A 20,154-nucleotide genomic window follows, 5' to 3' on the forward strand; every position below is an offset into this window, starting at 1 on the left:
AACATCATGACAAAGATAAAAACTCTATATAATCGTCGCTCCTTTATCACGGTTTCCGCGGCTGCAGGGGGCGGAATGCTAATAGGATTTAGCTGGCTAAATGCATGTAAGCCAAATGCTCCAGAATTAGAGACCGGAGTAGCGGTGCCAAAAGAATGGTTCGAAATTAACGGTTATATCAAAATTGGGGAAACAGGAATGGTTACTATATATTCGCCCAATCCCGAAATTGGTCAAAACATTCGTACTTCGATGCCAATGATAGTGGCGGAAGAGTTAGATGTTCCCTGGGAAAATGTTGTTGTGGAACAGGCGCCCCTAAACACCGGGTGGTACCAAAACCAATTTGCAGGTGGAAGTCTTTCCATTCGCTTAAGTTGGAATGCATTGCGAATGGCCGGCGCTACAGGTAGAAGAATGCTGATGGAAGCTGCAGCTAATGAATGGGGCGTACAAGTGTCCGATGTAACGGCCAGTGAAGGAGTCATCAAGGAAATTAATGGCGAGAGAACAATTACATATGGTGAAGTGGCTTCCAAGGCTGTTGGCATCCAAGTACCTAAAGAAGTTGAACTAAAGGGTGTTAAGGATTTCAAATTGATAGGTACCAGTAAAAAAAACGTAGACGGCAAGAAAATAGTTACCGGTCAACCCTTATTTGGTCTGGATTTTCATAGGGATGGTATGCAACTTGCCATGATCCAACATCCTCCCGCTTTTGGCATGACAGTAAAGGATTTCAATGTAGAAGAGATCAAAAGCATGCCTGGCGTTAACGATGCCTTTATTATAGACACTACCATTGAAGAACCTGGCGGATTTGATGAAAAAGGGTTTAAACAACTCATTGCCATCGTTGGGGATTCTACCTGGCAATTAATACAGGCCAAAAAAGCCCTTAAGGCCAACTGGGAAACTACCGGGGAGTTGGAAAGTTCCGATATGCATTTGAAGCGGTTGGAAAAAGCCCTGGTATCAGGTGAAGTACAAGAAAGCAGAAAGGATGGTAATCCGGAGGCCGCCTTTAAAAAAGCAGCTAAAATCATTGAACGAACTTATAGTGCCCCTTTTATAGCCCATAATACTTTGGAACCCATGAACTTTTTTGCAAACGTTACTGAGGATTCCGCAGAACTAATAGGACCAACACAAACGCCCGAAGCATTGGAGGGTTCAGTTGCTAAATTATTGAACTTACCGCTAGATAAAGTAACCGTAAATATGACTCGGATTGGAGGAGGTTTTGGCAGAAGGCTCTACGTACATTTTGGTGTTGAAGCGGCCGCCATTTCTAAAAAGATAGGTGGACCGGTAAAACTTATCTATACCCGAGAAGATGATATGACCCAGGGAACCTATCGCCCAACCTATCGTTCAGTGTACAAGGCCGGTCTTGATGAGAATAACAATCTGATCGCTTTCACGGTAAAAGGTGCTGGATTGCCGGAAGGTCCTGTATTTCCAAACCGATTCCCAGCTGGGGCCGTTGAGAATTATTCGGCCGAAAAAATTAAAGCGCCTACCAATGTTACTACTGGTGCATGGCGGGCACCTAGATCCAATTTTACCGCTGGAGCCGAACAGTCATTTCTTGATGAAGTGGCAGAAGCAGCTGGCAAGGATCCAATTGATTTCCGTTTGGAATTATTTGATCGCGCAATAAATAACCCTGTAGGCGAAAAATATGAATATGAAGCAGACCGTTATGCAGGGGTATTGAAACTGGTCAAGGAGAAGGCCAATTGGGGAGAAACAAAACCTAACATTCATCGCGGGGTAGCTGCGTATTTTTGTCATTCCACCTATGTTGCTGAAATTTTTGACATGGTTGTGATAAATGGGCAGCCAAAAGTGGAAAAGGTTTGGTGCGCCGTGGATTGTGGCATTGTAGTCAATAGGGATTCCGCCAAGAATATAATTCAAGGTGGTGTAATAGATGGTCTTGGTCACTCCATGTATAGCCAACTTACTTTTGAAAATGGCACACCCAACCAAATGAATTTTGACAAATATCAGTTGATTAGGCATTCACAAGCGCCAAAAGAAATTGAGGTGTTCTTTGTTGAAAATGAAATAGACCCCACTGGGTTAGGAGAACCGGGTCTTCCGCCAGCTATTGGAGCATTGGCCAATGCCCTGTACAAAGCAACCGGCCAACGGCATTATCATCAGCCTTTTGTGACCGAAAAACAAGTTGTGGGATAGGAGTTTGAACTAGTTGGAAGTCCTTATTTCAAACCGCCTATTTATACTATCCCAAATCTTGAATTGAATCCAAAAAATTGGATTAAATATTACATCCATTTGGAATCGGTAGATATGGACCCACTCCCATGGTAAATGCTCTACGAACTAAATTTTCAAATTACCGAAGACTTATTATACAACCCTTTCCTTAAACCCTTTTTAAAATGTAGTTCTATAAGGAATCCAATTGAATGGAACTTAAACAAACCCGGTCAATAGAAAAATCGCAATGTTGGTGGATTCTCTTTTTGAAATTTCATTTTAATGACCCTTTAAAAGACTCTTTTTTTTATATTATGCTATGGTGCACCCTATGGTGAGGGTGTGGTGCACCTGTGGTGAATTTCTCTGAACCAATTGTGGTTAAACCAACATCTTAAATATTAAAAATCCAACAATACAATGATTACCAGGTAATTACAAAATTATGACATTACTTAGGTAGAGGGTGAGGGTGTGGTGCAGCTATGGTGCACCTGTGGTGAGGGTGTGGTGCACCTGTGGTGTTTTACTTCAAGTACGCTCATTCCATTTAATGGTATAAAAAAAGGAACAACAGTTTCCCATTGTTCCTTTATCAACTAAACTAACTCAAATTACTATATCTTTTAAATCAGGAATTAAAATGATTTATACTGCTGTGCTTTTTAAACAATTCAGGGCATATAAATATTATTTGTGCAAACTGGCAATCATTTATAACTATTTAGTACTTCCTTAAATTGTTTCAATGTTGTTCTGGACTCTTCTGAGAGATAGGCTATTTGGAGTGGATTTTGCTCTAAAATATCTTGTTCCAAATCATAAAGTTCGCCATTGTCATAAAGCTTCCATTTTTTATTCTGAACATATCTTCTGGCTTTAAAATTGCCCCAATTTGGATCATAATGGCAAAATATCCAATCACGTGAAATGGAATTATCGCCAAATAATTGTGGATAAAAACTAAGCCCGTCCAAGGACATGGCCTTATTCTTTTTAGTTACTGTTAAGTCCAACAGAGTTGGCAAGAAATCTGTAAAATCTATTAAATTGTCATTTACACTATTAGGAGCAATTTTACCTTTCCAGTTGGCTATTAATGGAACATGGGTGCCAGCATCGGTAGTATAACCCTTATTTCCTTTTAATAAGTCACCGTTGACCATGGAACTAACATCATGGTCAGTACCATTATCACCAACAAAAAGAATGAGTGTATTTTCACGAATCCCGAGTTCATCTGTTTTTTTAACAATCCTTCCGAGTATCATGTCCATATAACTCACCATTTCTCCGAAATAAGCGGGGTCGTTAATTTTTGATTTGGAATCGAAATCTTTGAATCCCTTATTTATTGGAGTTGATACAAAAGGGTCGTGGGTCAGAGCCATCGGATAGTAAATAAAAAAGGGAGAATCTCCATTTTTTTCAATAAAGGCGGTAATTTTATCGAGGAAAATGTCAGGACCATATTTACCAGGGTAAGTTTGTGTACCCTGATTTTTAGTACTCAATGTCGGATCTTTGTACCGTGACCCTTGCTGGTCTATTTGCCATAAACAATAGTCATCAAATCCTGCTTTTTCAGGGGTAGTTCCAATCTTATTGCCAGCCAATTTACGTTGATGGGAATTCCCTAACAACTGCCATTTTCCAGCAACATAGGTGCTATATCCTGCTTCCTGCATAAAATGTCCAAATGTTTTTTCCTTGGGATCCAATAATCCAAAACCGATATAATTTCGATTATTATACTTCCCGGTCATTATCTGTACACGGGAAGGAGTACAAAGTGGTGTGGAATAACAATGATCAAATCTCATGCCTTCCACGGCAAGTTGGTCCAAGTTAGGAGTTTGGTAACTTGTACCACCATAAGCCCCCAAAGCCTCATAACCCAAATCGTCAGCCATAATTAGGATGATGTTCGGTTTTTTTTGTGATATTACGTCTGTACAGCTCATCACCATTATTGATAGAACAATAAAAAGTGGTCTTGTCAATTCCTTCATCATAATATTATTAATCTATTAAACTTCCAGCAGGTCTTATATTTTCACCAGTTCTTCCCGTAAGATCATCGCCTAAATCTTTTCTGGCAACTTCTGCCAATTGTTTTAGTTCTTCGACAACCTCAGGGTAAAGCACTTTAACATCATAATATTCGCCTGGATCTCGCCTGAGGTCATATAGCGCAATAGAATTAAAATCAGCTTGAATTGTAGATCCCGGAAAACCATCATTACCTGGTAAACTACCCCTATATGACCTATGTTTATGTGGAAATACTAATTTCCAATTATCTTTCCGTATAGCTTCCAAATTATTACGTCCATAATAATAATATAAATGATCTCTTGGATTAGCATTCACCTCTCCCTTGAGTAACGGAAAAATGTTTACTCCATCTATTTTATGGCTCGGCAATTTTCCCCCAGTTATGGTTTTAATCGTAGGTAATATATCTAGGGTGGATGCAATATTATTACAAATAGCACCTTCCGGAATAACACTCGGCCATCTCATTATACACGGTTCACGTTGACCACCTTCCCAACTGGTTCCTTTGCCCTCGCGCAATCCCCCACTTGATCCGGCATGATTTCCAAAATTTAGCCATGGTCCATTATCACTTGTATAAATTACCAGCGTATTTTCATCTAGTCCATTATCCTTAAGGGCCTTTAAAATTTGGCCTACCGACCAGTCCAATTCCATCATAAGATCACCATAAAGACCTATTTTGCTTTTTCCTTTGAATTTATCAGATACTGCAATTGGAACATGGGGCATTGAATGAGGAACATAAAGAAAAAATGGTTTCTCTTTATTTTTAGCAATAAAGTCCACTGCCTTTTCCGTGTAAATAGTGGTAAGCTCTGATTGGTCTTCAAGTGTTTGTATTTCCCTAACCTTTTCATTTCCCTCAATCAAAGGTAGTGGGGGAAACGCCTTTTTTCTCCAATTTGACGTGTCGGAAATTGCTTTTCCCTCGAAATCTACTGGCCACATATCATTAGAATAGGGAAGACCGGTGAATTCGTCAAATCCATGTTGAAGTGGTAGAAAAGGTTTGGCATCGCCCAAATGCCATTTGCCAAATATGGCAGTGGCATATCCTTTATCTTTAAGCATTTCAGCTATGGTAATTTCATTGGTATTCAGGCCTTTTTCCGAATTAGGAAATAGAGCTCCGCTTATGCCTATCCTGTTAGGATAGCAGCCAGTCAATAAACCTGCCCTGGAAGCACTGCACACTGCTTGAGCAGCATAAAAATTAGTAAACCTCATAGCCTTCCTGAGACATTTTATCCAAATGCGGTGTATTATACCCCGTAGCTCCATAGGTTCCAATATCTCCATAGCCTAAGTCATCCATAAAAATAAGGACGATATTCGGCGTTTCGTTAACAGTATTTTTATGCTTGGAATCGTCGCCACAACTAGATATTATGACCAATATTAGGATAAACACGGCTTTGATATTTAAGTTCATCAGTATAATTTTAAATAATTACAATAAATTAATCCAATTGAAATTTGAAAACCAATTGATAATCAATCTACCTATATTTTATGTAGTTTACTTATCAAATAAAAATGCTACGGTAAAGTAGACAAACACATAGTCTAACAGCATACAAAACAACTATGTCAATTAAGGATGTTACCTTGAAATGGATCAATCCCAAAAGTTGTGTGTGAATTGAAATAGGAGTCCGATCGGATCAAGATCAAAAGTTGTGTGTGAATTGAAATAGGAGTCCGATCGGATCAAGATCAAAAGTTGTGTGTGAAATGAAAATAGAATAAGATCTTTGCAAAAAAAACGATCAACATTGGAATTATCTATAGACCTATTAAAGCTTATACTGCCCGAACTATTAATAACCCACTTCGACCTGGTCGCCCATAAAACAGAAGATGGTACGCTTCATTTTTATTTTGAAGAAAAAAAGGATACCCCTAAAGAGGAAAGGCATCGCACTTTAATAGCCCATGGTTTTCACAAAGAGATCGTCGTCCAGGACTTTCCATTACGGGGAAAGTCGGTGTATCTCCACATTAAGCGCCGCCGTTGGCTGGACAAGGCCACGGGCCAGGCCGTGCAAAGAGATTGGGATCTAGTGGCACAGGGGACTCGTATGACCGTAGAGTTCGCTGCTTTTTTAAAAGTACTTGGTCAGTACCAAAGCTAATGACTGTCATACCATTGGCGGGTTTTATGGGGTCAACGGCAAAAGACTACAGCGACAGTTTCGTGATTACTTAAGCGAGTTCAAACAATGGAAGGAGAGACCACATGCCAAGGAGTGGCTCATATTTCCTGAGAATATAGGACCTTATCTGTCCATTGACGAAACGGCCCTCTCCAAGGGGGAACTCTATACCATTATCACCAATAAAAAGGCCAAGGGCAAGAAAGGAGCTATAGTGGCCATATTCTCCGGCACCAAGGTGGGGCCGATCATAGAGCAACTGCTAAAGATATCGGCCAAGAAAAGATCCGAGGTCAAGGAAATTACCCTGGATATGGCCAACTCCATGAAGACCATCGCCAAACAATGCTTCCCAAAAGCGATACAGGTGACGGACAGGTTCCACGTACAGAAACTTGCACTGGAAGCCCTTCAGGATATCAGGATCAAGCACAGGTGGGACGCCATAGACCAGGAGAACGAACAGATAAAACAGGCAAGGGCAAAGAACGGAACATTCGCCCCAAAAGAGTTCAGCAATGGGGACACAAGGAAACAGCTATTGGCCAGAAGTAGATACCTCCTTTATAAATCGCCAAACAATTGGACGCAAAACCAATCCGAAAGAAGCAAAATATTGTTCGATCAATATCCCGATATAAAGGTCGCCTTCGACCTGGCACAGGGGCTAAGGAACATATTCAATACGGCAACTTCTATACAAATAGCATATACAAAGCTGGCACATTGGTACAAGGACGTAGAAAACACGGGCTTCAGGGCCTTCAATACAATTGCCAACACTATATCCCTCAATTATAGATCGATCCTAAACTATTTTATAAATAGAAGTACAAACGCATCCGCTGAATCATTTAATGCTAAAATAAAAGCTTTTAGAGCTCAGTTTAGAGGTGTGAAAAATGTAGAATTCTTCCTTTATAGATTGACCACAATTTTTGCATAAACACAACAATTGGTCATGATCCGTCCGATCTTTGCAAGAAAACGATCGGCATTGGAATTATCTTTGGACCTATTAAAGCTTATACTACCAGAACTATTAATAACGCACTTCGACCTGGCCTCCCATAAAACGGAAGATGGAACGCTCCATCTATATTTTGAAGAAAAGAAGGACACCCCTAAAGAAGAAAAACATCGCATTTTAATAGCCCATGGTTTTCATAAAGAGATAGTCGTCCAGGACTTTCCATTGAGGGGAAAATCGGTCTACCTCCACATCAAGCGCCGCCGTTGGCTTGATAAGCGCACCAACGAAATAGTGCAGAGAAATTGGGATCTGGTAGCACAGGGAACACGGATGACCATCGAGTTCGCTGCTTTTTTAAAAGTACTTGGTCGATACTAGGGCTTCGGACTGCCGCACCATAGGCCATTTCTATGGGGTCGACGGAAAGAAGCTCCAGCGACAGTACAAGGATTACTTGAGCGATTTTAAAGATTGGGAACAAAAGGGACATGCCAAACAATGGCTCATCTTTCCCGAGAATATCGGGCCATATCTGTCCATTGACGAAACGGCACTCTCCAAGGGGGAGCTCTATACCATAATCACCAACAAAAAGGCCAAGGGCAAAAAAGGATCCATAGTGGCCATATTCTCCGGTACCAAGGTGGAACCGATCATAGAACAATTAATGAAGATATCGGCCAAGGAAAGGGCCAAGGTCAAGGAGATCACCCTGGATATGGCAAACTCGATGAAGACCATTGCCAAAAAGTGCTTCCCCGGGGCAATACAGGTCACCGATCGCTTCCACGTACAGAAACTTGCCATAGAGGCCCTTCAGGATATCCGGATCAAACACAGATGGGACGCAATAGACCTGGAGAACGAACAGATAAAACAGGCCAGGGCAAAGAACAGTACATTCGTCCCAAAAGAATTCAATAACGGGGATACAAGAAAGCAACTATTGGCCCGCAGCAGGTATTTACTGTACAAGGCTCCAAATAACTGGACAGAGAACCAATACACAAGAAGCAGGATATTGTTCGATCAATATCCAGATATAAAGATTGCCTTTGACCTGGTCCAAGGGCTCAGGAACATATTCAATACGGCAACGTCCATAGAGACCGCCTATACAAAACTGGCACATTGGTACAAGGATGTAGAAAATACAGGATTTAGGGCGTTCAACACCATCGCAAACACGATATCGCTCAACTATAGATCTATTCTGAACTATTTTATAAACAGAAGCACAAATGCATCGGCAGAATCGTTCAATGCAAAAATAAAAGCTTTTAGGGCACAGTTCAGGGGTGTGAAAAATGTAGAATTCTTCCTTTATAGACTAACTACAATCTTTGCATAAACACAACAATTGGTCTTGATCCCAAATTGTCTGGGTAATGTCGCAATCATTTGTAGTAGCTAGGAAAGAAGAGTCTTAAAAGGCACCAACTCCCAGGTGGTGGAAACAAAAAAAGCCTCCCAACATGGAAAGCCTTTCATCGGTTATTGTCGGTCCAAATTTGCATCTGGATGGTTCGACAAATACAACCTTGCCTCAATTTGCATCGAGACACAACACAACCAGACAAAGATAATAAAGGTTTTTAGATTTTCACTGTTTGGATGATCTTATTTGGACAATCCTTTTACGCCCCATTTTAGATTGGTTAGAGCACAAAATTAAATCCTGATTCTTCTAATTTTTTGTATTTATCATAATCGAACCTATACAAAAAAGCGCCTTTTTTGGAGGTAGATTTATCCTTTTCGTCCAATTTAATAAGCAAATCGAAGGATAATAGTTTTTTTCTAAAATTACGGTCATCCAATGTTGTCTGGCAAATAGCCTCGTACAATGACTGAAGTTGCGGAATGGTAAATTTTTCAGGGAGGAGTTCAAATCCAATAGGTTTGCGTATAGTTTTTTGCTTTAGCCGCTCCAAGGCATCGACAATCATGGTATTATGATCAAGTACCAATTCTGGGATATCTTCCAAAGCAAACCACTTGGCGCCATGCAATTCCACTTGCTCCCTATCGTAATCGTTTATTCTGATTAGGGCATATTGGCCAATAGAAATACATCTTGCCCCAGAATCCCTATCTACATCGCTATACACCCTTAACTCCTTCAAAAATATATTTTCGAGGCCTGTAAACTGGAGTAAAACACGGCGTGCGGCATCGGAAACACTCTCCTCTTCATCCACAAAACTGCCGATCAAGGACCATTCTCCCTTAAACGGGTCAATTCTTCTCCTAAAAACCAAGAGCTTTAAAATGCCCTCGTCAAAACCAAATACAATGCAATCTGTTGCTACAAGTATTTTAGGCTGCGCAATATATGTCCGTCTATTCTCCAAAGCCTTTATTTCATCTATAATTCACTAAAATATCAAAAATAAGTTGCAAAACACCAAAAGTGCATATTTTAAACCCTATTGGGCCAATTATAAAACACTCTGATATATGGCTATACCCAAAAATGACTTTTTAATAGGCAAAAATCCAGTTATTAACCCAACATATTTAGCAGTCATTTAACGTCAAATCTCCTTCATTTTGAATAACTTGTAATAAAAAAGATGAAAACTACTGCCATGTTCTGGGTGGCCGCAACAACGATGGTTTTAATTTCCCTGGCCATCATGGCCGCAATGAATTTACCTATTAACTGGATTTTTTGCATTACAGTTCTAGGGCAGCTAATGCTTGGGTATTTGGTTTTCAGAGTACTCACGGACAATTATACTACGAACAAGGCTTTTGAGGACTTTTATGAAGATCTACCTATACAGCACTATATTAGTTAGAAGTTGATACTTCCCTACCTTTTTTACTATGAGGTGGAGTTCCCATTCCCAATTCCGGGATTACTAATAAAGGTATTTGAGTGTGAAAGGCCAATCTTTTAATTACAGGTTCGCGAGTCATTTTCTCCATATAACTATGCTGATAATTTAGCATGGCCAATAAATGGATATCCAATTCATTTGCAAAAACCTCTAAGGTCTGGGAAACTGAATTTAATTCAGAAATTGTATGCACATAATGTTCAACCTCACCCAAGTACTTCCTTAACATATTCAAGTTAAATTGCTGAACTTCCGTAAGCGATTTAATTTCATATTGTACATGTACAATCCTAATGGCCGCCTTAAAGGATTTTGCCATTTCCAATAAAGGCCTTAATTCTGAAGTAGTATAAAAGCGGTTAAAATCTGTTGCAAAAGCAATTTCCGAAGGTGTTTTAAACTTAAAATGTTGGGGAATGGCCAGAACAGGGCAGTTTTTTATAGATTTTATTATTCGAACGGTATTGCTTCCCATAAATACTTCCTCCAATCCAGATGCACCCTTGGTTCCGGTAACCACTAAATCTATTTGATGGGTTTCAATAATATTCTTTACTTCATCTACTAAGAGACTAAAGGATGAAATAGTTATAAACCTATGTTTGGGATTATGGTACTTCTCCTTAATCTGCCCCATGAGCTGATCCAGACCTTTTTGAGAATTACCCTTAACCACATCCTCACAAGCTTTCCCCACGGCCCCAGTTGCCATAAATCTACTATGGGCAATGGTAGGGGTATAGGTGTTTAAAATATAAAACTCACACTCCTCATGCTTATATAGTGAAATTGCATATTTGGTTGCATTCCACGCATTGGGCGAAAAATCTGTAGGCAATAATATCTTTTTCAAACTGTTTCGGATTTTAAATATGCCTTTAAGAGGCAAAAACTACAGCGTAAAATTATAGGAAGTTAAAAGCCTGTACTATGACAATTATCAGGTTTTGTGGAGGGTTTAGAATAGCGAAAAGCTAGCAGGAAAAACTGAGCTAAATGGAAGCTTACAGCGAATTTAAAAAATAAATAATAAAAACGAAGCATGTTCCTTCTTAGGATATTTGAAGGAATCCGGTTAGCGGAAGACAATTTTGGCAACAGGGAGACATTTGGCAAAATAGGATTCAAGATCCCTTTACAACATCATTAAGACCCTGTCTATTGGCAATAGCCAATTTTTTTCCAGATGCTTTTATCAATCCCAATTTTTTAAATTCAGAAATAATACGGATTGCGGATTCTGTGGCCGTCCCAACTACATTGGCAATATCTTCTCGAGACAATGTTAAGGCCAAGTAGCCATCTTGATCCTCACCAAAATTTTCATCCAAATAGATAAAAGCTTCAGCTATTCGTTGTTTAACTGTCTTTTGGGACATATTCACTATAACATCATCTGCCTCCTTTAAATCATGGGCTATATGTCTCAGCACTTCAACAGCAAAATTAGGATTGCTATTTAAGGTATCCACAATAGCGTCTTTGGGAATAAAACATACCTCCATGTCATTTACCGCAATTGCACTTAAGTTGGCCACTTCCTCGGTAATTACGGAACGCTGGCCTAAAACTGCGCCTTTTGTTGCCAGTTTTACAATTTGATCTTTACCGTTGGGGCTTAACTTGGACAACTTCGAAACCCCATCCCGAACACAATACACACCATTGAGCTTATCACCTTCCCCAAAAATGATTTCCCCTTTTTTTAAAAATTTGGTAGTTTTAGTATCTGAAACCCTCTTTAATTCCTCCTTGTTCATTGCTCGTAAGGAATTGAATTGGCGAATAATACAATTTTCACATCTGCCCATAAATTCATAATTACCTGATGTGACAAAATTAAAGGTTCTATCTTGGAGAAAAACTGACAATTGTCATGTTATAAAATGACCATCATGACCATATTTGCAACCGGATATTAAGTGAATAATCTATGGATAAAGCTACATGCTATCATTGTGGGGACGATTGCGGGAGCACTCCCATAGTTCATAATGATAAAAACTTCTGTTGTTTTGGCTGCAAAACTGTCTTTGAGATTTTTGCCAACAACGACTTGTCCTACTATTATGACCTAGAATCCGCAGCAGGAGCCTCTCCAAAGATAATTGAAGGTAAGTACGACTTTTTGGATTCCAAAAACATTGCTGAAAAACTTATAGAATTTAACGATAACGGCACCCAAATTATAAATCTATATATACCACACATCCATTGTAGCTCCTGTATTTGGATATTGGAAAACTTAAACAAACTAAATACTGGTGTTAACAGTTCTCAAGTAGATTTTCCTAAAAAGACCGTAAGGGTCAACTATAACTCCGACAAGATTAGTCTTAAAGAACTGGTTGTCCTAATGACAAAAATTGGCTATGAGCCTTACATTTCCTTAGACGATTACGATAAAAAGAAAAAAGGCATAGACCGTAGCCTGTCCTATAAATTGGGTATTGCCGGTTTTGCCTTTGGTAATGTTATGTTTCTTTCCTTCCCTGAATACTTTGAGGTTGGGGAATTTTGGCTGGAACAATTTAAAGGTGTTTTTAGATGGTTAATGTTTGCCTTTTCACTGCCTGTGGTATTCTATGCGGCACAAGATTATTTTATTTCAGCTTATAAAGGAATTAGATCAAAGTTTTTAAATATTGATATCCCCATTGCACTAGGCATTCTAGTTTTGTTTCTAAGGAGTACAGTCGAAATTATTTTCGATTGGGGATCTGGCTTTTTTGATAGCCTAACGGGATTGGTTTTCTTTTTACTTTTAGGTAAATACTTCCAGCAAAAAACTTATTCCTATCTTTCTTTTGAGCGGGATTATAAATCCTATTTCCCCATTGCAGTGACCAGAATCACAAGTAAAAATACCGAAGAGAACGTTCAGGTATACGACATAAAAAGTGGGGATAAGCTCCTCATAAGAAGTGGGGAGTTAATTCCTGTGGATGCCATTATAATCCATGGAAATGCAAGAATCGATTACAGTTTTGTTACTGGCGAATCGGAACCTGTAGACAAAAAATCCGGCGATAAAGTTTATGCCGGGGGTCGCCAACTTAGCAGTGCAATTGAAATTGAGACCATAAAGTCTGTATCCCAAAGCTATCTTACACAGCTTTGGAGCAATGCTGTTTTTCAACACGATAAATCGGGAAGTTTTCAAACCTTGACCGATAGTATAGGCAAAAGATTTACGATTGCCGTCTTAACGATAGCCTTTGTCTCAGCCATTATATGGTTAACTATAGATCCCAGCAAAACGGTAAATGTCTTTACCGCAGTACTCATTATTGCATGCCCTTGTGCCATTGCCTTGGCCGCCCCTTTTACCTTAGGCAATATGCTTCGAATTTTTGGTCGTCATAAATTTTATTTAAGGGATACCCAGACCATTGAACAATTGGCGCAGATAGATACCGCTATTTTCGACAAAACGGGCACTATTACCACTGCAGAAAAGGGACATGTATATTATGAAGGAATTGAATTGACCAACGAAGAAGAGTCTTTATTAAAAAACACCTTACGTTCGTCCAATCACCCGTTGAGCAGAAAGCTTTATGATATGTTGGCAGAACAAAACATTGTACCCTTGGAAGAATATGAAGAGTATTTAGGCCAGGGAATAAAAGGCTCAACCATTACGGATAGTGTTAAAATTGGTTCGGCTGCCTTTGTCGGCAAAACCCAAACAAACACTACGGAAAATACCTCTGTACATCTCAGCTCCAACGATGAATACAAAGGCTGTTTTATTTTTCAGAACCACTATCGGGATGGGGTATCGGAAACCTTCAAAACAATGTCCCAAGACTTGGAATTGGCCATCCTTTCTGGCGACAACACTGGTGAAAAATCAAACCTGACAAAATTATTGCCAGCAGGTACCCCTTTATATTTTAATCAAAAACCGGACAGCAAACTCCAATTCATAAAGTCGCTCCAAGATCAAAACAAAAAAGTAATGATGGTAGGTGATGGTCTAAACGATGCCGGAGCCTTGGCGCAAAGCAATGTAGGTATAGCCATATCAGAAAATGTAAATGTTTTTTCCCCAGCCTGCGATGGCATTCTGGACGCTAAAAATTTCAAATTCCTATACCAGTATATTTTAGCCTCAAGGAAAGCTATTAAGATTATAAAACTAAGCTTTATACTTTCCTTACTATATAACGTGGTCGGATTGTATTTTGCGGTAACCGGACAATTAGAGCCGGTTATTGCTGCCATCCTGATGCCCTTGAGTTCTATAAGTATTGTACTGTTCACTACACTTGCCACGAACAGATTGGGACGTAAGCTGGGAAACGAATAATACACAATTGAACTGTGGCAGTCTAAACATAGCTTATAATCAAATTTCAACAAATAAAAAGGCAACTGTATAAAAACAGTTGCCTTTTAGTTATTTAATTTGCTTAAGTCAAAGAAAGTTGCATCTCTTATTTCTGTTGCTCCAAATACGCTACCAACGAAGCCATTTCCTCATAACTAAGGGCATTTACCAGCCCAGAAGGCATCATAGAGGTTTCGAGTTCCTTTCTTTCAGAAATATCGGATTTCTTAAGTTGGGTTGCCGAACCTACAATATTTCTTATGGTGAGGTCGGTGGCGGATTCTTGGGTAACAAACCCAACATAATTATCACCTTCATTTGTCTTTATCTGCACTGTTGAAAACCCTTGGGAAATAGAAGCATTTGGTTTCAAAATAGATTCGGCAATCTGCTCCCTGTTCATTATAGAACCTATTTGCCCCATAAACGGACCTTTCATTACTTCTCCTGAAGCTACACTATGACAAGTAAAACAAGCCTGCGTTTTAAATATTTCCTTACCTTTTTCTGGGTCGCCCTCAATGCTTTTAAGTGCAATCATAATATCCTCAATGGAGGCCTCACCAATCTGTCCCTTTTTATTTTTGATCTTTTCAAGATCCACAGCCGGCATATCTTCCTTGGGAGCAGTTATTTCCACAGTGCCAAAATCATCTATCGCCAATCGGTACTTACTGTTCAATTCTGCATATAATTCTTTTTCATCCCCTGAAGTTTTTTCCCATTCCCCTTTTAAAAAGGAACGGATTACTGGCGTATAATCCCATTCAACTGTTTTATAGTATGGGCCATGTGTATCCGGACGGGTACTCCACCACCAAGAAGTATCGTAAGGCGCCTCTTTATGATAAATACGCGCTAGGGTATTTATGATTTTATTCTTGAAAACGGAATCATCAGTTTGTTCATAAGCTTTTATAAGTCCGTCTACAGCTTCAGAACTATGCATGTAGCGCATTGCCCACAACGCCAAATCCTTTTGATCGGTATTCAAGGCATTTATACATGCATCCACTGCGTCTAATTTTACCAAAGTCTTGACTGCCAAATGAGGAATTATAATTTCGGCATTGGGTTTGGCATGAGGTCCTTCTGTACCCATTCCAGGGGCTTTAAAGGAATTTGGAACCGGAATTTCCAATAAGGCTTGGGCGACTTCCTTATTGCCCAACCTACCCAAACCAACAATTGCAGCGGCTTTCACCCTATCAGAATCTGATTTAAGTGCATTTACAAATGGCTCTGAAGGCACATTATCAATGTCACCTAAACGGTCAGATAAAGCTCTCAAGGCAAATTCCTGGACCAGTGGATCTCCTGTCAAGGACACCAAGCGGTCTATTCCACCAGCACCTGCCAATTGGGCAAAGGTGAATATACCCGCAGCACGGACTTCCAATGGTAAAGTGCTATCTTCTACCAATTGCCAAACTTTATCGGCCCCTTTTCCTCTCTTAATCAATTCGTATTGGGCACTTAAACGCGTTTTGGCATTATCTGCCTTTAATAAATCTACCAAACTTCCTGTCCAATAAAAATCTTGAAGATTAGGGAATGGCTCGTAAGTATAGTCTTCAGGCACAACCCTAACTACATAACCCTTATCGGGACTTCCAGAATACCCAGCACCATCCCAAGCAGAAAGATACATGGCACCAGCGGCATCCACATCCACATCGGTAATTTGTGGAAGCTGGATAAACTCCTCTTCATCCTGTATAAAACTAGCTTTATTTTCAGTAAGCCTATGGAAATAAAGATAGCTTCTACCCCAATCTGCCATCATAGGAACATTGTTGTATTTTTCTGGCCAACGGCTATCGTTCATATAAAGCGATCCGGTTCCAGAACCTCCACCTACATCTACTAATGCAGGAAGAATCTCTTCAGTAAAATGCTTGAACAAAACAGGGTATCCATATTCCCCAGATTGTATCTGATGTATAAATCTAATGTTCCATCCACCACCATCATTGGTGTTGCCCCTAGTGTAGATATTCATAAACGGATCAATTGCTACATCGTAAATATTCCGTAATCCATGGGTATACACTTCCATTTCGGTTCCATCTGGACGTACCCTAACAACACCTCCCCCCAACATAGTCAATTGTGTACCATCGCGATCTGTTGCATTATGGAAACCAAAGTCACCTACGGCAATATATATCCATCCGTCTATTCCCATTTGAATGCCATTGGTGGCATGATCGGTCCCTCTCTCCTGTAGGTATTTGGAATTGCTCAAGTTCTTTATCAAAACTTTGGCGGGGCCATCGGCCACCCCATCCTTGTCCAAATCCTCAAATACTACCAAATCCATATTAAAGGCCTTTCCCGTTTCTAGAGAAAAAGTTGTGTGCAACACAAAAACCTGATCTCCAATAGCTAAAATACCTCGAGGGTTATCTACCTGGGCAAATTCCGTATGATAATCCATAATCCCGTCATGGTTACAGTCTACCAAACGCTTTATAAATCCCTTATTCATTTCTTTACCTAGGGAACCCATCATGTCTACCCCTACAAAGACTTCCCCAGTTGCAGCTACAGCCATACAGGCCGGACTTGGCGTTAGGTCAGGACCGGCAAATCCAGTTATTTTTAAATCCTTTGGCCAGTTTAAAACCTGAGCCAAAGAATCTGACGCAGGATAATTTATTACCTCAGTACTTAAAGTACATGGGGCCTCCTCATGTTTGCAACTTAAAATACTCAAACTTGAAAATAAAATAAAGCCTGCCTTTTTAAACATATCCAATTAAGTTAAAATTTATAATTACCATCTAGATTGAAAATGTAGGGTAAGTATTCCCGAATTTTCAAGAGAGCTGGGCAAAACTAAAAATCTTTCGCATAATTTCTTGTTTAAATTGAATTATTCGGGCAATAAACACAATATTTTGGGTTTACCCCTACACTTCGCCATCTATCAAACTTTTGAAGAGATATCATAATAACCTTCATATTATTATAGATTTCAATGAAAGATTACAATAAAAAATGGGATATTTGAAAAGAGGGGGAAGATAAATATACTCTTGAGTATAAGAACTTTCAATATTTTATCAAAAGCTGACAAATGTCATATTATTCCATAATCCCCATGTTTAGTTTTACGCCCTAATTCAGGTAGGTATGAGTGTAATTTATTTATTGCTGACATTGAGTATTGTTATAGCCGTCATCTTTTTTGCGGCTTTTATTATTGCCACCAAGAATGGTCAATATGATGATTCCTATACCCCATCCGTTCGCATGCTTTTCGAAGATGAACTCGTAAAAGATTCTAAAGCGGACACCAAAAAAATATCTAACCAAAAAAGTGAAAGTCAAAAATTGTAATTATGGAAGTACAACAGTTTTATTACGATAATAAAATCGTAAAAAAATTCCTTTATGCAACTATGTTTTGGGGAATTGTGGGAATGTCGGTAGGCTTATTGCTTGCCTTAATGTTTCTTTTTCCAAATTTAACTGATGGAATATCATGGTTGAGTTTCGGTCGTTTGAGACCCTTGCACACCAATGCAGTTATTTTTGCCTTTGTGGGCAATGCCATCTTTGCCGGCGTTTATTATTCAACCCAACGTTTGTTAAAGGCCAGAATGTTCAGTGATGCACTGAGTAAGTTTAACTTTTGGGGGTGGCAGGCCATCATAGTAGCAGCGGCCATTACCCTACCTTTGGGATACACCTCATCCAAAGAATATGCGGAACTGGAATGGCCAATAGACTTAGCCATTGCGGTGGTCTGGGTAGCCTTTGGCTGGAACCTTATAGGTACAATGCTTAAAAGAAGACAGCGGCATTTGTACGTGGCCATTTGGTTCTATCTGGCAACATTTGTAACGGTAGCGGTCCTTCATATTTTTAATAGCTTAGCCCTACCTGTAAGCGCTTTTAAAAGTTATTCGGTATACGCCGGGGTTCAGGACGCCTTGGTGCAATGGTGGTACGGACACAATGCCGTGGCATTCTTTCTTACCACACCTTTCTTGGGATTAATGTACTACTTTGTCCCTAAAGCAGCCAATAGACCTGTATATTCCTATAGGTTATCCATTGTACATTTTTGGTCATTGATATTTATTTATATCTGGGCCGGACCTCACCATTTGTTGTATTCCACTTTACCTGAATGGGCCCAAAATTTGGGGGTTGCCTTTTCTATAATGCTGATAGCACCATCTTGGGGTGGTATGATCAACGGACTATTAACCTTACGTGGGGCTTGGGACAAAGTAAGGACAGACCCTGTTTTGAAGTTTATGGTTGTTGCGATTACGGGTTACGGCATGGCCACTTTTGAAGGCCCAATGCTTTCGCTCAAAAATGTAAATGCCATAGCGCATTTTAGCGATTGGATTATTGCACACGTACACGTAGGAGCCTTGGCTTGGAACGGATTCTTGACCTTCGGGATGATCTATTGGATGGTTCCTAAAATGTTCAAGACAAGGTTACACTCCCTACCACTTGCCAATTTTCACTTTTGGATAGGTACGTTGGGAATAATACTTTATGCTCTTCCAATGTATGTTGCGGGCTTTACACAGGCCTTAATGTGGAAAGAATTTAATCCGGACGGAACTTTGGCTTATGGCAACTTTTTGGAGACCGTAAATGAAATTATCCCCATGTATTGGATGCGTGCCATTGGAGGCACCATGTACATTATTGGTGCGATAGTCATGATTTACAACGTAGTAATTACAATTAAGCATGGTACCCAAGTCGAGGATGAATTAGCCGAAGCGGCTGCCTTGACTACTGTATCAAAGAAAAGAACTATCGGAGAAACTTTTCACACTTGGTTGGAACGCAAGCCTATTCAATTGACCATTCTAGCTACATTGGCCATTTTGATAGGAGGAGTTCTACAGATTGTACCCACCATTCTGGTAAAATCGAACATTCCTACAATAACAAGTGTTAAACCCTATACACCTCTAGAATTGGAGGGGAGAGATCTTTATATCCGGGAGGGCTGTGTTGGCTGTCACTCTCAAATGGTAAGGCCTTTCCGAAGTGAGGTAGAGCGCTATGGCGAATACTCCAAAGCTGGAGAATACGTATATGACCATCCTTTCTTATGGGGAAGTAAACGTACAGGTCCCGATCTTATGAGGATAGGTGGTAAATATTCGGACAACTGGCATTTGAACCATATGTACGACCCACAAAGCACCTCCTCTGGATCTATTATGCCATCCTATTCATGGTTAGTACGCGATAGGCACGATAGAGGTAATATTCAGACAAAAATGGAGACCATGGTTACCCTAGGAGTACCATATTCCGAGGAGGAGATTGCAAATGCAAAACAATCCATGGATAATCAAGCTACCAAAATAGAAAAGAATCTATATTCGGATCCAGATTTTGCGAAAGGATATGAAGAGGACAAAAAATATGCCGCAGAAAACGGAGAAGAATTCATAGAAATGAAGGATAGGGAGATTGTAGCTATGATAGCTTACCTGCAACGTTTAGGTACTGATATAAAAATAAAGGAAACGGACGAAATAATTTCACAAAACAAATAAG

The 20,154-nt window shown here is 39.7% G+C and carries 16 protein-coding genes; 9 read left to right on the plus strand and 7 right to left on the minus strand.

The annotated features are described in order from the left end of the window. The first annotated feature begins 6 nt into the window (after positions 1-6). Complete coding sequence (locus tag CWD90_RS04095) at positions 7-2,205, plus strand: xanthine dehydrogenase family protein molybdopterin-binding subunit (RefSeq protein WP_103474657.1); 2,199 nt, start codon at positions 7-9, stop codon at positions 2,203-2,205. Between the two features lie 734 nt (positions 2,206-2,939). Here CWD90_RS04095 and CWD90_RS04100 read toward each other — a convergent pair. The 3 genes from CWD90_RS04100 to CWD90_RS23415 are packed head-to-tail and all read right to left on the minus strand — an operon-like array spanning position 2,940 to position 5,725. Further along, positions 2,940-4,244, minus strand: a complete 1,305-nt coding sequence (locus CWD90_RS04100) for a sulfatase-like hydrolase/transferase (protein ID WP_239986451.1) — start codon at positions 4,242-4,244, stop codon at positions 2,940-2,942. 7 nt (positions 4,245-4,251) lie between these two features. Next, entirely contained in the window at positions 4,252-5,520 is a 1,269-nt protein-coding gene (locus tag CWD90_RS04105) for a sulfatase family protein (protein ID WP_239986452.1), read from the minus strand. Beyond that, positions 5,507-5,725, minus strand: coding sequence for a sulfatase-like hydrolase/transferase (locus CWD90_RS23415; RefSeq protein ID WP_239986453.1), 219 nt, complete (start codon positions 5,723-5,725; stop codon positions 5,507-5,509). Before CWD90_RS23415 ends, CWD90_RS04105 begins: the two co-directional genes overlap by 14 nt. Before the next feature lie 343 nt (positions 5,726-6,068). Here CWD90_RS23415 and CWD90_RS04110 point away from each other — a divergent pair, with 343 nt between their 5' ends. Genes CWD90_RS04110 through CWD90_RS04125 form a run of 4 tightly spaced genes read left to right on the plus strand, consistent with a single transcriptional unit; the run spans position 6,069 to position 8,773 of the window. Next, the gene (locus CWD90_RS04110) at positions 6,069-6,428 is read left to right on the plus strand and encodes an ISAon1 family transposase N-terminal region protein (protein WP_103474658.1); all 360 of its coding nucleotides are present in this window, start codon (positions 6,069-6,071) and stop codon (positions 6,426-6,428) included. Continuing rightward, on the plus strand, positions 6,409-7,395 hold the full coding sequence (locus CWD90_RS04115) for an ISAon1 family transposase (protein ID WP_103474659.1): 987 nt from the start codon (positions 6,409-6,411) through the stop codon (positions 7,393-7,395). The genes CWD90_RS04110 and CWD90_RS04115 overlap by 20 nt, the downstream gene beginning before the upstream one ends. Positions 7,396-7,410: 15 nt before the next feature. After that, complete coding sequence (locus CWD90_RS04120) at positions 7,411-7,800, plus strand: ISAon1 family transposase N-terminal region protein (protein ID WP_394335816.1); 390 nt, start codon at positions 7,411-7,413, stop codon at positions 7,798-7,800. After that, positions 7,787-8,773: an ISAon1 family transposase gene (locus CWD90_RS04125; RefSeq protein ID WP_103474660.1), complete on the plus strand. Its 987-nt coding sequence runs from the start codon at positions 7,787-7,789 to the stop codon at positions 8,771-8,773. Before CWD90_RS04120 ends, CWD90_RS04125 begins: the two co-directional genes overlap by 14 nt. Before the next feature lie 307 nt (positions 8,774-9,080). On the opposite strand, the gene CWD90_RS04130 is transcribed toward CWD90_RS04125, so the two are convergent. Further along, a complete protein-coding gene (locus tag CWD90_RS04130; RefSeq protein ID WP_103474661.1) occupies positions 9,081-9,776 on the minus strand; it encodes an NUDIX hydrolase in 696 nt (231 codons plus the stop codon). A 222-nt stretch (positions 9,777-9,998) separates the two neighbouring features. On the opposite strand from CWD90_RS04130, the gene CWD90_RS04135 reads away from it, so the two are divergent. Then, positions 9,999-10,226, plus strand: coding sequence for a hypothetical protein (locus tag CWD90_RS04135; RefSeq protein WP_103474662.1), 228 nt, complete (start codon positions 9,999-10,001; stop codon positions 10,224-10,226). Here CWD90_RS04135 and CWD90_RS04140 read toward each other — a convergent pair. Together CWD90_RS04140 and CWD90_RS04145 are read right to left on the minus strand one after the other, a co-directional pair. Next, positions 10,219-11,121, minus strand: coding sequence for a universal stress protein (locus CWD90_RS04140; protein ID WP_103474806.1), 903 nt, complete (start codon positions 11,119-11,121; stop codon positions 10,219-10,221). The two genes, CWD90_RS04135 and CWD90_RS04140, sit on opposite strands and share 8 nt — an antisense overlap. A 271-nt stretch (positions 11,122-11,392) precedes the next feature. Continuing rightward, entirely contained in the window at positions 11,393-12,028 is a 636-nt protein-coding gene (locus tag CWD90_RS04145; RefSeq protein WP_103474663.1) for a Crp/Fnr family transcriptional regulator, read from the minus strand. Between the two features lie 173 nt (positions 12,029-12,201). Here CWD90_RS04145 and CWD90_RS04150 point away from each other — a divergent pair, with 173 nt between their 5' ends. After that, complete coding sequence (locus tag CWD90_RS04150) at positions 12,202-14,583, plus strand: heavy metal translocating P-type ATPase (RefSeq protein WP_103474664.1); 2,382 nt, start codon at positions 12,202-12,204, stop codon at positions 14,581-14,583. Between the two features lie 127 nt (positions 14,584-14,710). Here CWD90_RS04150 and CWD90_RS04155 read toward each other — a convergent pair whose 3' ends face one another. Then, positions 14,711-17,359 carry a DUF7133 domain-containing protein gene (locus tag CWD90_RS04155; protein ID WP_103474665.1) on the minus strand — a complete coding sequence of 883 codons (2,649 nt, stop codon included), beginning with the start codon at positions 17,357-17,359 and terminating at the stop codon, positions 14,711-14,713. 383 nt (positions 17,360-17,742) lie between these two features. Here CWD90_RS04155 and ccoS point away from each other — a divergent pair, with 383 nt between their 5' ends. Further along, positions 17,743-17,949: a cbb3-type cytochrome oxidase assembly protein CcoS gene (ccoS, locus tag CWD90_RS04160; RefSeq protein WP_103474666.1), complete on the plus strand. Its 207-nt coding sequence runs from the start codon at positions 17,743-17,745 to the stop codon at positions 17,947-17,949. Between the two features lie 2 nt (positions 17,950-17,951). Beyond that, positions 17,952-20,153: a cytochrome-c oxidase, cbb3-type subunit I gene (gene ccoN, locus CWD90_RS04165; RefSeq protein ID WP_103474667.1), complete on the plus strand. Its 2,202-nt coding sequence runs from the start codon at positions 17,952-17,954 to the stop codon at positions 20,151-20,153. Position 20,154: the final 1 nt, after the last annotated feature.

This window comes from Arenibacter catalasegens (genome assembly GCF_002909235.1).
GTDB classification, from domain to species: domain Bacteria; phylum Bacteroidota; class Bacteroidia; order Flavobacteriales; family Flavobacteriaceae; genus Arenibacter; species Arenibacter catalasegens.